At 36.7% G+C, this 13,487-nt stretch carries 12 protein-coding genes; 11 read left to right on the forward strand and 1 reads right to left on the reverse strand.

The genetic code is table 11. The features are described from left to right. Positions 1-196 precede the first annotated feature (196 nt). The 4 genes from J2S06_RS09700 to manA all read left to right on the forward strand — a co-directional run bounded on the left by J2S06_RS09700 (position 197) and on the right by manA (position 5,784). Entirely contained in the window at positions 197-2,152 is a 1,956-nt protein-coding gene (locus J2S06_RS09700; RefSeq protein ID WP_044895505.1) for a BglG family transcription antiterminator, read from the forward strand. A gap of 124 nt (positions 2,153-2,276) precedes the next feature. After that, on the forward strand, positions 2,277-3,665 hold the full coding sequence (locus J2S06_RS09705; protein WP_044895506.1) for a PTS fructose transporter subunit IIC: 1,389 nt from the start codon (positions 2,277-2,279) through the stop codon (positions 3,663-3,665). A gap of 107 nt (positions 3,666-3,772) precedes the next feature. Continuing rightward, positions 3,773-4,228 (forward strand): PTS sugar transporter subunit IIA, encoded by a 456-nt coding sequence (locus tag J2S06_RS09710; protein WP_044895507.1) that lies wholly within the window; start codon positions 3,773-3,775, stop codon positions 4,226-4,228. Positions 4,229-4,815: 587 nt separating this feature from the next. Further along, positions 4,816-5,784, forward strand: coding sequence for a mannose-6-phosphate isomerase, class I (manA, locus tag J2S06_RS09715; protein WP_419152151.1), 969 nt, complete (start codon positions 4,816-4,818; stop codon positions 5,782-5,784). 436 nt (positions 5,785-6,220) lie between these two features. Here manA and J2S06_RS09720 read toward each other — a convergent pair whose 3' ends face one another. Next, positions 6,221-7,111, reverse strand: a complete 891-nt coding sequence (locus J2S06_RS09720; RefSeq protein ID WP_419152161.1) for a LysR family transcriptional regulator — start codon at positions 7,109-7,111, stop codon at positions 6,221-6,223. A 186-nt stretch (positions 7,112-7,297) separates the two neighbouring features. Here J2S06_RS09720 and hpaB point away from each other — a divergent pair, with 186 nt between their 5' ends. The 7 genes from hpaB (at position 7,298) to J2S06_RS09755 (ending at position 13,442) form a co-directional block, all read left to right on the forward strand. Continuing rightward, positions 7,298-8,758 (forward strand): 4-hydroxyphenylacetate 3-monooxygenase, oxygenase component, encoded by a 1,461-nt coding sequence (hpaB, locus tag J2S06_RS09725; RefSeq protein WP_044895509.1) that lies wholly within the window; start codon positions 7,298-7,300, stop codon positions 8,756-8,758. Between the two features lie 293 nt (positions 8,759-9,051). Next, positions 9,052-9,528, forward strand: a complete 477-nt coding sequence (locus J2S06_RS09730; protein WP_044895510.1) for a flavin reductase family protein — start codon at positions 9,052-9,054, stop codon at positions 9,526-9,528. Between the two features lie 31 nt (positions 9,529-9,559). Then, complete coding sequence (locus J2S06_RS09735) at positions 9,560-10,405, forward strand: adenylyltransferase/cytidyltransferase family protein (RefSeq protein ID WP_419152162.1); 846 nt, start codon at positions 9,560-9,562, stop codon at positions 10,403-10,405. 106 nt (positions 10,406-10,511) lie between these two features. Next, positions 10,512-11,429, forward strand: a complete 918-nt coding sequence (hpaI, locus tag J2S06_RS09740) for a 2,4-dihydroxyhept-2-ene-1,7-dioic acid aldolase (protein WP_419152152.1) — start codon at positions 10,512-10,514, stop codon at positions 11,427-11,429. Between the two features lie 48 nt (positions 11,430-11,477). Next, on the forward strand, positions 11,478-12,269 hold the full coding sequence (locus tag J2S06_RS09745) for a fumarylacetoacetate hydrolase family protein (RefSeq protein ID WP_419152153.1): 792 nt from the start codon (positions 11,478-11,480) through the stop codon (positions 12,267-12,269). After that, positions 12,266-13,000: a fumarylacetoacetate hydrolase family protein gene (locus J2S06_RS09750; RefSeq protein WP_044895513.1), complete on the forward strand. Its 735-nt coding sequence runs from the start codon at positions 12,266-12,268 to the stop codon at positions 12,998-13,000. The genes J2S06_RS09745 and J2S06_RS09750 overlap by 4 nt, the downstream gene beginning before the upstream one ends. A 55-nt stretch (positions 13,001-13,055) precedes the next feature. Continuing rightward, a complete protein-coding gene (locus J2S06_RS09755) occupies positions 13,056-13,442 on the forward strand; it encodes a 5-carboxymethyl-2-hydroxymuconate Delta-isomerase (RefSeq protein ID WP_044895514.1) in 387 nt (128 codons plus the stop codon). Positions 13,443-13,487: the final 45 nt, after the last annotated feature.

Raw genomic sequence — 13,487 nt, forward strand, 5'->3', positions numbered from 1 at the left:
ATGCCGAAGGAGTTTTCGAATTTTGTCGAATGTTCATCAAAATTTCAAAACTAAGTACATACTTTATTGACTCAACTATTTCAAAGAGTCCTCAAATATAGGAAGTACACATACTTCCTTGTGAACGACGAACAGACTAATATATAATGAGCAAAGAGATTTAAGAGGAGATTGACATCTTGGAGTGTGGGTTTTGATGAACGAACGGCAGAAGGATCTGTTGAAAGTTTTATTAACGGAAAAGCAGCAATACTTTTTAACGAAACAGTTAGCCGAAAAAGTGAATTGTTCCGAAAAAACGGTCCGCAATGACTTAAAAGTGATCGAACAATATTTACAGGAGCATACGAGCGCTCTCCTGTTAAAAAAGCCGGGGCTAGGGATTTCCTTGCAAATCGATGAAGTGGATCAAGCCAATCTATTTAAGCAATTGCATATTGTTAGTCAGGCGGATGACGAAAAGGAACAAGAGCGCGTCATTGAGATAGCGTACCAGCTTCTAATGGAAGCGAAGCATATGACCTTAAAATCTTTAGCTGAACAATTTTATATTCACAAAAATGTAATCAAACAAGACTTAGAAAAAATTAGGAAATGGTTGAAAAAATATCATTTAAATTTAGTTTCCAAACAAAGAATCGGCTTAGTAGTTGAAGGAAGTGAACAAAATAAACGAATGGCGTTGTCTAATCTTGATCAATTATTGAACCCTTTTCAGCCAAACCGCCATTTCATCAAACAGCAATTTCCGCCTCATGAAGTATTCATAGTGGAAAAAGAATTGAAGGAAATGGAACAATTACACCATTTATCTTTTACCGATGATTCGTTTGAAAGCATATTGATGCATATTTTAATCGCCATTAAAAGAAATAAAATGAATCAGTCTATTTCCACCGCAGCGAAATCATCGGATGTAAGGAACACAAATGAATATAAATGGACAAAATCCCTTCTTAAAAGATTGGAACCGTTTTTTGCCATTCGTTTTTCAGAAAAAGAAATCATGCATTTAGCCATACATGTTTTAGGGGCTAAAGTCAACAGTCCATCTAAGTTACCGGAAAAATTGAAGGAACATCCATTGTTAAAAACATTCCTTCACGACCTTATTCATGGGATGAGTCGATTAACAAACATTGATTTTTATAAAGATCACGAGCTGTCAAAGAGCTTGTCTATCCATTTATTATCGACCTTTCAGCGGCTAGCCCATGATTTGCCTATTGCCAACCCAATGGTAAATGAGATTAAAAAGACTTACCCATATATGTTTGATTCCATCATTTCTGTCATTACGGAAATAGAACAAACCTTTCCATATAAAATTGTTGAAGAAGAGGCGGCCTACTTAACCCTCCACTTTCAAGCCTCATATGAACGTTTGCAAAAGGTAAGTGCAAAAGATATACAAGTATTAATCGTTTGCCAGATGGGAATTGGGATGTCGCAGCTCATTCAAACAAAGCTTGAACGGCATTTTCGAGATATACACATTGTCGGGTGTATAGGAAAAGCAGATGTTGATGATTATCTAGGAAAATATTCGATTGATCTCATCATTTCGACCGTCCCTCTTTCGATAAAAAGTGTTCCTAGCATCACCGTTTCACCTCTATTGCCCGAAAGTGACATCAAAAAGGTAAAACAGTTTATTCAACATCGTCATGAGCATTTAGGTGAATGTGAAGGGGAAGCGACGATATTAGCCTTTTTAAATGAAGCGGCGATGTTTTTAAATTTGAACAAGGTGCATCGCTATGAAGTGATCGAAGAGCTAGCCAATGCTTTATGTAAAGCAGGCTATGTTGACAAACAATACGCTCATAGTGCTATTGTTCGTGAAAAGATGGCGGCAACAACGATCGGGGCAGGAATTGCGATACCACACGGTGATCCAAAACATATTAAAAACTCTGCCATAGCTGCTGCTACATTAAAACAGCCACTCGAATGGGGAGCTGAAAAGGTATATTTAGTATTCTTAATTGCTGTAAAAGAAAAACAAGAAAAAACGAAGCAGCTGTTTCAAGAATTATCCTTCCTTAGCGAACGGCCTGTAATCGTACAAGCTCTTTTGAAAGAAACGAATCCTTTAAAATGGAAGGAAATCTTGTCTTATTACTTAAAAAAAAGGTTTTCATCAAATTAGGGAAAAAATTCGACAAAAAACGCATTTTTACCACAACTTTCGGTAAAAAATTGTTCTTTTTCCGATCGAATTCCCTTGTATAGTAAAGGTGTAAGCGATTACTACAACAAAGGAGGGAATTCGAATGAAAATATTAGCTATTACCTCTTGTCCTAACGGGATTGCTCATACGTATATGGCAGCTGAAAATCTTCAAAAGGCTGCGGATCAACTTGGAGTTGAAATGAAGGTTGAAACACAAGGGTCCATTGGAGTAGAAAATGAGTTAACGAAACAAGAAATTGAAGAAGCAGATGGAATTATTATTGCTGCTGATAAGACCGTTGATAAATCGCGATTTGTCGGAAAAAAATTACTTGAAGTTGGCGTTCAAGAAGGAATTCGCCATCCAGAAAAACTGATTCAGCGTTTCATTGATGGAAATGTCGAAGTGTATCAATCAGGCGTCAAATCTGTAGAAGAATATAAAAAGGAAATGAAAGCAAAACAAAATCCTGTTTACCGCCATTTAATGAACGGTGTCTCTTATATGATTCCGTTTGTTGTCGTAGGTGGTCTTTTGATCGCCTTATCGCTCGCAATTGGTGGCGACCCGACAGGTGAAGGCTTGCAAGTAAAAAGCGAATTTTGGAATTCTGTCTTAAATGTTGGGGTTGCCGGCTTTACATTTATGGTTCCGATTCTCGCTGGATTCATTGCCATGAGTATTGCTGACCGACCTGGTTTAGCACCTGGGATGATCGGCGGTTATATTGCAGCGAATGGAAGTTTTTATGGCAGCGAAGCAGGAGCTGGATTTTTAGGCGGTATTGTTGCTGGTTTTATTGCAGGTTATGTAGCAAAATGGATTAAAACTTGGAAAGTTCCGAAAGCCATTCAACCAATCATGCCGATTTTAATTATTCCAATTTTAAGTACGTTAGTCGTAGCAGCACTATTTATTTTCATAATTGGACAACCGATTTCTGGCATTATGAGTGGTTTAACGGATTTCTTAAATAGTATGCAAGGTGCTAGCAGCATCGTACTTGCCATGATTTTAGGTGCTATGATTGCCTTTGATATGGGAGGACCTGTCAACAAAGTAGCATTCTTGTTCGGGGCATCGATGATTAGTGAAGGAAACCCTTATATCATGGGAGCAATTGCAACAGCTATTTGTATTCCACCGTTAGGAATGGGTCTTGCAACATTGTTAAATAAGAAAAAATACGAAAAAGAAGAACTGGAAGCTGGTAAGGCTGCTTTAGCGATGGGTCTTGTAGGTATTACAGAAGGCGCGATTCCATTTGCGGCAAAGGATCCATTGCGCGTCATTCCATCGATTATGGTAGGTTCGATGGTTGGAGCAGTGATTGCGATGTTAAGCAATGTCGGAGATAACGTTCCACATGGAGGTCCAGTCGTAGCTGTTTTAGGTGCGGTTGATAATTGGATGATGTTTTTCGTTGCGATTATTATTGGTGTTATCGTAACGGCTTTCATGGTAAATGCATTGAAAAAAGATGTTTAATGATCAAAGAAGATTTCGGAGTGTAGTCTTGTAAATTTGGCTTGCCGTTGGAACTAGTATATATCGGCAAGCCAATACTATTCGAACTGAAAGGAGTTATATCAATCATGAATTTATCCGATCTCACAAGCTTAGAATTAATCGATGTACATTTAAAGGGTACAACGAAAGATGAAATCATTGATGAGTTAATTGAAAAGTTGGATTCATCTGGCGTTTTAAAGTCAAGCAGGAAGTTTAAAAAAGTCATTTTAAAACGAGAAAAAGAAGGTTCAACAGGTATTGGCTTTTCCATTGCTATCCCTCATGGAAAATCAAAATTTGTTTTAAAGCCTAGTGTTGCATTTGGTTTGCAAAAGGAAGGTGTTGACTGGGATAGTGTTGACGGTACACCAGCAAAATTGATTTTTATGATTGCCGTTCCGGAAGAAAGTGCTGGGAATGAACATTTAAAAATTCTTCAAATGCTTTCACGTAAATTAATGGATGAGACGTTTAGAGAGCAATTGTTAGCGGTACAAACAAATGAAGAAGCGTATCAATTGTTAAACACGATTGAATAAATGTGTATTTTGAATATTTAGGACCGAAGCAGATTATTTACGGACGATTGACCAAACGAATATATAGTCAGTTCGGATGTTGTAGCCGGTTGTTCCGGCTAATTTTTTGGATCTGATAATGGTTCACTAAGTTAGTTTAGGACAGTAAATTGTTTAGTTTGGATTGTATTCGACACACTTTGGATCGTATTCGACACACTTTGGATTGTATTCGACAAATTTTAGACAGTACATGTTTCATGTACTTACACAGATTCATAAAAATATAGAATATCCTATTTCTTTTTGCGCCAGTATTCTTCACTCATGTCATCTGCCCTTTTAGCGGCTTGAAATAAGCTTATATACCCGATTACACCCATTACCCAGGCGCCAATCAGAATGGCCCATACCATTGTTGATCATCTCCAATATAAAAAAAGGTTATTATAACAGTATATTCAAGTATGTTTGTGCACATACACGGTGTACGGTGATATTATTTCTTGAATTTCCATATTTTTTTGTTCAATATAGATATTGAAAAATGAACGAGATATCATTCGGTTTTTCTATCTCTTTTATTAATAGAAAGGAAGAAACATATAATGAAGCACCAACCTATTTTTTTAAAACCTATTTTCAAAGATCGCATTTGGGGCGGAGCAGCGCTTAAAGAACAATTTGGTTATGACATTCCATCAAATACGACAGGAGAGTGCTGGGCGATTTCCGCTCATCCAAATGGACAAAGTATTGTCGCAGAGGGTGAGTTCAAAGGAAAAACACTTGGTGAACTTTGGGATGACCATCGTGAATTGTTTGGCAACCTTGAAGGAGAAAAGTTTCCGTTATTAACGAAAATTTTAGATGCGAATAAAGATTTGTCCGTACAAGTTCACCCGGATGATGAGTATGCCAATGAACATGAAAATGGCGAATTCGGGAAAACAGAGTGTTGGTATATCATTGACTGTAAAGAAAATGCGGAAATGGTTTATGGTCATAACGCGAAAAGCAAGGAAGAGCTTGTTGAAATGATTGAAAACGGCAAGTGGAACGACCTGCTTCGCAGAGTCAAAATAAAACCAGGTGACTTCTTCTATGTCCCAAGCGGAACGATTCATGCACTTTGTGAAGGAACTCTTGTTCTTGAAACACAGCAAAGCTCTGACACAACTTATCGAGTTTACGATTATGATCGCGTTGATGCAAACGGAAACAAGCGTGAGCTCCATCTGGAAAAAGCGATTGATGTCACAACCATTCCCCATAACGATCCAGTGCTAAACATTTTGACAGAAGAAAAAGAAGGTGTACGGATTACAACATTTATCGAAGCTGAATACTTTTCCGTCTATAAATGGGAAATCAATGGAACAGCCGCTTTAACCCGAAATGCCCCGTTTTTAATCGTCAGTGTCATCGATGGAGAAGGAAAAGTCATCATAAACGACGAAGCATATGAATGGAAAAAAGGAGACCATTTTATCATACCAGCTGCCATAAAGGACTTTATTGTAGAAGGAAAAGCCGAATGGATCGTCTCTCTCCCTTCACTGATAAACGGAAAATAACACAAGCTAGTCGGCGCGAGGATGTTTGGATTAACTGAAAGTGACTAAAAAAGGGCTGCTTGTAAGTCAATTATTTTTGGTTATAAGCAGCCCCATTTGTTGTTATGTATATGAGTTGCGATTTGTAAAGTATTTTGGACAGAAATTTGTTTAACAATATGTAAGATTAAGTATTCTGATAATATGTTGGTGAAAACTCAAATGACGAAATATATCAAAGAAGATAAATCAAATTGCCCACCAATCTGACCGTATTCACAATCAAGATGGACAAAACACTATTTCTTAAGAAGAGGTTGCAAAGTACATTGATTTTAATGAAAGTTTTGTTCAAAAGATTCATAGCTTGTTCATGAATGAAGAGGAAAGAATAAATTGGGATAATAAAAGAAAACGTAAGCTGTATGTCCTAGGACCAGACCCTAGGACAGCTTATTCATAAATGAACCAACTCAGATTTTAGCATTTCAAGAAAATTGGTAGCACTTTTCGATAAGTAACGGTTTTTTTGAAAAATAATGGCGGCTTCTGCTTGAATAGACGAATCCTCGATCTCAAGCATTGTGATGTTCGGTAGTTGAAAAGTTGAGACTGCTGATTTTGGGACAATGGTTGCACCTACACCTGCTGCAACTAAAGAAAATAGAATAGTGACATCAGGACACTCACACACGACTGTCGGCTTAAATCCATGGTGTTGACATTCGTTCACGACCATTTCATACTGCCCTTTGCCGCTTACCCGATGTAAAAGGAGCAAGGGTATTTCTTTCATATCTCGCATTCGAATAGAGTGACGTTCATAATTCCATGATTTTGGTAAAACTGCCACATATGGATCACTAGGAAGTTGAATTGTTTCATATTCATCAGAGCCAATAGGTAATCGTACAATTCCTACTTCAATATCTCTATTTTGTAGAAACTCACTTATAAGAAAAGTATCACCTTCTCTAAGGTGGATTTTAACATTGGGGAATTTGTCGTGAAAATTCCGTAACGTTTTCGGTAAATAATAAAAGCATGATTTAACACATCCTATGGAAAGGGTGCCTCTTAATCCGCTGCTTGTTTCTTGAACTTCTAGAATCATTTCATCTAACTGATGAAGGAAATGTTTTGTCCTTTGATAAAATATTTTCCCAGCTTCCGTTAGCTCAAGTTTCTTCCCTTTTCTATCTAACAATGTAATCCCGAGTGTTTCTTCTAACTGTTTCAAGGATTGACTTAATGGCGGCTGCGCCATATGCAGTTTTTTTGCAGCCCGTGTAATCTGTCCTTCTTCAACAATCGTTGAAAAATATTTAAGCTGTTTGATATCAATCAACGCTATCACCCAATCCCCATGTATATTTTTTTTATATAAAAAACAAACAATTTTAATATTTTTCATATATGATATCGTATGTTATATTATTTTTGAAGATTCTAATAACTAAAAGTTTTTAAAAAACTCTAATCTTCTTGTTGAATTGTATCCGCTTTCACAATAATCTTTAGGAGGGGATGGGAAATGCCAGCAAAAACAGGTAAAGAGTATAAAGAACGGATAAAAAAATCAAAAAACAATATTTACATTCACGGGGAAAAAGTGGACGACGTCACAGAGCATCCGGCCTTTAAAAATGTGATTGATTCGATGGCAAGACTTTACGATCTTCAATATGAAAAGCCAGAAAAAATGCTTTATACTTCACCAACAACTGGAGAAAAAGTTGGGATGACGTATATTCAGCCAAGAACGAAAGAAGAATTAATTGCAAGACGTGAAGCGATACAAGAATGGGCACGTACTTCAGCCGGTATGATGGGGCGTTCTCCTGATTATTTGAACGCAGAAGTAATGGCAATGGGAGTGGCAAACGATCTTTTTGCTGAAGATGACCCGATGTTTGCTGAAAATGCAAGAAAGTATTATGAATATGCCAGAGAAAATGATATTTCTTTAACACATACTTTAATTCATCCGCAAGTCAACCGTTCCAAAGCTCAGCATGAACAAAAGGATGCGAATGTTTCCTTACATCTAGTCGAAAAAAATAAAGATGGAATTATTGTCGATGGGATTCGTTTGTTAGCTACACAAGGCGGTATAACGGATGAAATTTTAGTATTTCCATCAACTGTGAAAAAAGCAGGAGAAAAAGATGATCCTTATTCATTAGCATTTGCTATTCCAAACAATACTCCTGGTTTAAAATTTATTTGTCGTGAAGCCTTTGATTATGAAAAAAGTCATTGGGATCATCCACTAGGTTCTCGATTTGAAGAAGGAGATGCAATCGTTTCTTTTGAAAACGTATTCGTGCCATGGGAACGCGTATTTGTTTGTGGTAATTCATCTATTTGTAATAGAACATTCCGCGACACAAACGCTGTCGTTCATATGTCACACCAAGTTGTATCAAAAAATGTTGTTAAAACCGAATTTCTCCTTGGTGTCGTATTATCCATTATCGATGCAATTGGAATTGAGCAGTTTCAGCATGTAAAAGATAAAGGAACCGAAATAATGCTAGTGCTTGAGACTATGCGCAGTCATCTATATCGAGCGGAGCATAATGCAAAGCTTGATAAATGGGGAACGATGACACCAGACTTCGAGGCGCTTGATGCTGCACGAAATTGGTATCCAAGGATATATCCGCGTTTAACAGAAATTTTACGTATTTTAGGAGCTTCTGGATTAATGGCTATCCCGACAGAAGCAGATTTCAATCATGAAGAAATCGGTCCAATTGTCAGAAGAGCGATGCAAGGAGCAAATATTGATGGATATGAGCGAGTGCAATTATTCCGCTTAGCTTGGGATATGACGATGAGTGCATTTGGAAGTCGTCAAATCCATTATGAATACTATTTCTTTGGCGACCCAATCCGCATGGGCATGGTTTACTTTGATAATTATGAAAAAGATTATTATAAAAACTTGGTTCGTGAATTTTTAGGAACTTCAAAAGTTACAAGTTACTAAAGTTAGAGAATGAATCATTTTCATCTATCCCGTTTATAATATATAATATTATATATGATAATATACAAAACTACAGTTACATGATTAGATTGATTAAGGCGTATAAATGTTAAGTAGTTTTATAAGAAAAGAGTAGCGGTCATGAATCGAGCTTTGGTAGGAGCAGAACAATTTGCTCCTCCTTTTTATCCAAATAATAGAAAATAAATGGCGATTTGCTACATTCAAGCTTTGTGAAAAGATGGAGAAAATGCCTAAACAGGAACGGGCAAAAATGAAGGAGGATGAAAGAGATGGATGATCGTACATTTAGAAATGCAATGGGGAAATTTGCAACAGGAGTGACCGTTATTACGACTTCTCAAAATGGAGAAGTACGTGGAATGACCGCAAATGCATTTATGTCTGTATCGTTAGATCCGAAGCTAGTTCTTATTTCTGTTGGTGAAAAGGCTAAAATGAATGAAATGATTAAAGAGACCGGAAAGTTTACGGTCAACATTTTGTCTGAAGATCAGAAGGAAATGTCAATGCTTTTTGCGGGACAGTTAAAGGAAGATCGAAAAGTAGATTTTGATTGGATTGATGGCCATCCAATTTTACCGAACTCGCTAGCAAGCATTTTATGTGATGTATATGATGCGCATATTGCTGGCGACCATACTTTATATATTGGCAAAGTAACAAATATTCATATGAATGATGGAGATCCATTGTTATTCTTTGAAGGAAAATATAGAAATATAGCTAATCCTTCGAATGTGGGGTGAATCGATGGAGGTCATCCATATCGATAGGAAAATGAGTTTTCATGACCATCAATTTGAACCATGTGTCATGGCTCTAGGTTTTTTTGATGGTATCCATTTAGGTCATAGAAAAATTATTGAAACAGCCAAGCAAATTGCAATAGAAAAAAATTTAACACTGGCTGTTATGACGTTTTTTCCACATCCAAGTCAAATTATTCAAACAGATAAGAAAGTGTGTTCATATCTTTCTCCTCTTTCAGTCAAAAAAGAAATTTTTGCTGAATTAGGAGTTGAAAAATTATTCATTGTAAACTTTGATATGGATTTTGCGAAAATAACCCATGAGCAATTTGTGCACCAATTTCTTAAAAAGTTAATGTGCAAACATGCGGTTGCTGGTTTCGACTTTACGTTCGGCTATAAAGGGAAAGGAAATATGCAGAGACTAGAAGAGGGTGGAAAAGGGTTATTTGAAGTCACAGCTGTTTCGGAAATGAAATATAAAAATAAAAAAATAAGCTCTACAATGATTCGCCATTTGCTCATTTCAGGTATGGTACATGAGATTCCTTATTATTTGGGAGATTACTATTCAATATTAGGTACTATTCATCAATTGTCAGAGCAAACTAAGGGGGCAAAATCTTTTAAAATTCTAATAAATGAAGAATATATGCTTCCGAAATCAGGTATTTATGATGCTCGATTAGTATTGGAGGGCAGCATATATAATTGTATGATTCATATATCAGAAAAAACTCTTAATATTTTAGAAGGTGCTGTGATTGGATTTGATGATATGAGTAGCGATGAGATCGCGAAAATAAAATTTATAAAGAGATTACCAATAAAAGATATAAAAAACTTTTTCGAAAATATGCAGTTAGCTATATAACGATTATTTTTTTATTTGAAATCATATATGATTATATATATAATAAAGTAAAGTTTTCAGTTTTTTCGAAATTATTTATGAGAATAACGATAGGAGGTATATATCTATGTCTTACGAAGAAATAAAACAAAGATTAAAAGGTTCGATTGCACCAGTGGTGACACCTTTTGATCAAGATGGGAATATCGACTTTGAAACAATGAAAGGTTTAATTAATTGGCAAATTGAAAGCGGAAGTCACGGGATTTCTGTAACGGGAACATCAGGGGAACCGAGTTCTTTAACAATTGAAGAACGGAAACAAGTCATGAAGATGGCGAAAGAAACAGTAAACGGGCGTGTGCCATTTGTACCTGCAACTGGATCGACTAACCATGCTGAAGCTCTTGAATTAACGAAATTCGCTCAGGAAATTGGGGCAGATGCGGCAATGGTGATTGTTCCTTATTATAATAAGCCGTCGCAGCATGCATTATATAAACACTTTAAAGCTATCGCAGATTCTGTAGATATACCGATTATTATTTACAACATTCCAGGACGAACAGCCATGAATTTAGAAGTCCAAACGATGGCCCGTTTAGCAGAGGACTGTTCAAATATTATTGGTGTAAAAGAATCCAATAAAGACTTTGAACATGTAAACCGTGTACTGCACGCTTGCGGAAGAGACTTCCTCCTATTCTCTGGTATTGAGCTATTATGCTATCCAATGTTAGCTATTGGAGGAGCTGGATCTATTAGTGCAACAGCAAATATCGTTCCAGGAAAAGTAGCTGAAATGCATAATGCTTGGTTTGAAGGGGATGTGAAACGAGCTCAGGACCTTCATTTTGAATTAATGGAGTTAAATGATGTTTTATTTATTGAAACGAATCCAGGGCCAGTTAAGGCAGCATTAGGAATGCTTGGTAAAATTACACCAAAGCTCAGACTCCCACTTGACCTGCCATCAGAGGAAAATCAAGAAAAAATAAAGCAAACATTAGTGAAATATCAATTGTTAAGCAAAGTGAAAAGCTAACATTTTGTAGTAAAGGAGTGTCGCATAGTCAATCAAGGGGTGAGGCAAATGGTTAAGGCTTTTTTAAAAATATCGGGAATGCCTCATATAACGGAAGCTGAGGTAGACCCAGTAAACAATACAGTTATATTAAACGGTGCTTCTTATCGTGCTAATGAGATTTTATTGGAAGCGCCTATATCCGGTACGATATATGGGGTTTTGCTAAATTATGAAGGAGAATATGAAAAATATCGTGAAAAAATGGAACATCCTCCTTATCAAGAACCCCCGAAAGCTCCTATTTTATATATAAAGCCTGCCAATACATTAAACATTTGTGGAGGTTCGATCCCGTTGCCACAAGATGCGTCTCATTTACAAATGGGAGCAGCTCTGGGGGTTGTCTTTGGCAAAATGGCAACAAAGGTAAATGTAGAAAACGCCCTCGATTATGTGGTCGGTTATACGATTGTAAATGATGTTACGATTCCGCATGAAAGCATTTATCGTCCAGCTATAAAAGAACGGGCAAGAGATGGTTTTTCTCCGATTGGGCCATGGGTAATTGATAAAAAAGCAATCGACAATCCCAACACATTAAATATTCAAGTAGAAGTGAATGGAAATTTAGTTCAGAGCAATCATACAGGAAATTTAATACGTCCTGTTGAGCAGTTAATTGCTGATATTACTGATTTTATGACGTTTTATCAGGGAGATGTATTGTTAGTAGGAGTTCCCGAAAATGCCCCCATTGTGACAGCAGGAGATAAGGTGCGAATTGAAATTGAAGGTATTGGTAGTCTTGAAAATTCTGTTGTACATGAGAACGAATGGATGAGGGGGGCTTTAAGATGAAACGCTCACGTGTTGCCTTTAATGGAACAGTCTATGATGCAGTAGAGGATAATGGTTTTCTTAAATTAAGCGACGGCCGTATTGTTAAGGAGGGGGAAGTGGTTTGGCTTCCGCCAGTACAGCCAAGAACCATTTTTGCCTTAGGATTAAACTATGCGGATCACGCAAAAGAGCTTTTATTTGAGGCCCCGAAAGAACCGCTTGTTTTTTTAAAAGGCCCCAATACTCTTATTGGTCATCGTTCTGAAACGAAAAGGCCTAGTGATGCAACGTTTATGCATTATGAATGTGAATTAGTGGCGGTTATTGGGAAAATGGCTCGAAATGTGAAGGCGGAAGATGCTTACGATTATGTGTTAGGATACACCGTTGCGAATGACTATGCGATTCGAGATTACTTAGAAAACTATTATCGTCCGAATTTTCGTGTTAAAAACCGTGATACGTGCACACCAATTGGCCCTTGGCTTGTCGATAAAGAGGACGTAGCCGATCCGATGAATTTAACATTGCGAACATTTGTAAATGGTACATTGGTACAAGAAGGTAGCACTCGAGATATGATTTTTACGATTCCAAAATTAATTGAATATTTAAGCAGCTATATGACTCTTAATCGTGGGGATATGATCCTGACTGGAACACCGAAAGGATCTGTCAATGTGAAGGCTGGAGATGAAGTCGTAACAGAAATAGAAGGAATTGGACGATTAGTCAATTACTTAATTTAATTTAATAGAGATCTCCTTAGGATACCATTTGAAAATTTTAAAGGGGAGACGTTAAATGCCGCATTTTATATTAGAATATACGGACAATATTAAAGACGAAGCGAACATTCCAGATTTATTAAAAAAAATTAATCAAGTGCTTATTTCACGGAGTGATATATTCCCAATCGGGGGTATACGATCAAGAGCGATAGAATTAAAACATTATTTTGTTGCGGATGGAACGGAAAATGATGCTTTTGTCCATGGAACGTTAAAAATTGGGGCCGGACGTTCTGATGAAGATAAGAAAGCTGTTTGTGATGAAATTTTTGCCGTTATAAAAGATCATTTTTCAGAGCTTTATGAAAAACGGTATCTTGCCTTGTCTTTAGAACTATATGAATTTAGCAAATTTGGTACCTACAAACATAATAATATTCACAAGCGATATAAAAAGTAAGGCTCTTTTCTAAAAGATTGTTGCTTTACAACCATAGATTTTCGA

This window comes from Bacillus alveayuensis, assembly GCA_030812955.1.
Taxonomy (GTDB): domain Bacteria; phylum Bacillota; class Bacilli; order Bacillales; family Aeribacillaceae; genus Bacillus_CB; species Bacillus_CB alveayuensis.

What these genes read in the sequence shown, in the direction of transcription:
- J2S06_RS09755 (WP_044895514.1), top strand. Translation starts at nt 13,056, where the DNA reads ATGCCGCATTTTATATTAGAATATACGGACAATATTAAAGACGAAGCG.
- J2S06_RS09710 (WP_044895507.1), top strand. Translation starts at nt 3,773, where the DNA reads ATGAATTTATCCGATCTCACAAGCTTAGAATTAATCGATGTACATTTA.
- manA (WP_419152151.1), top strand. Translation starts at nt 4,816, where the DNA reads ATGAAGCACCAACCTATTTTTTTAAAACCTATTTTCAAAGATCGCATT.
- J2S06_RS09700 (WP_044895505.1), top strand. Translation starts at nt 197, where the DNA reads ATGAACGAACGGCAGAAGGATCTGTTGAAAGTTTTATTAACGGAAAAG.
- J2S06_RS09750 (WP_044895513.1), top strand. Translation starts at nt 12,266, where the DNA reads ATGAAACGCTCACGTGTTGCCTTTAATGGAACAGTCTATGATGCAGTA.
- J2S06_RS09730 (WP_044895510.1), top strand. Translation starts at nt 9,052, where the DNA reads ATGGATGATCGTACATTTAGAAATGCAATGGGGAAATTTGCAACAGGA.
- hpaB (WP_044895509.1), top strand. Translation starts at nt 7,298, where the DNA reads ATGCCAGCAAAAACAGGTAAAGAGTATAAAGAACGGATAAAAAAATCA.
- J2S06_RS09735 (WP_419152162.1), top strand. Translation starts at nt 9,560, where the DNA reads ATGAGTTTTCATGACCATCAATTTGAACCATGTGTCATGGCTCTAGGT.
- hpaI (WP_419152152.1), top strand. Translation starts at nt 10,512, where the DNA reads ATGTCTTACGAAGAAATAAAACAAAGATTAAAAGGTTCGATTGCACCA.
- J2S06_RS09705 (WP_044895506.1), top strand. Translation starts at nt 2,277, where the DNA reads ATGAAAATATTAGCTATTACCTCTTGTCCTAACGGGATTGCTCATACG.
- J2S06_RS09745 (WP_419152153.1), top strand. Translation starts at nt 11,478, where the DNA reads ATGGTTAAGGCTTTTTTAAAAATATCGGGAATGCCTCATATAACGGAA.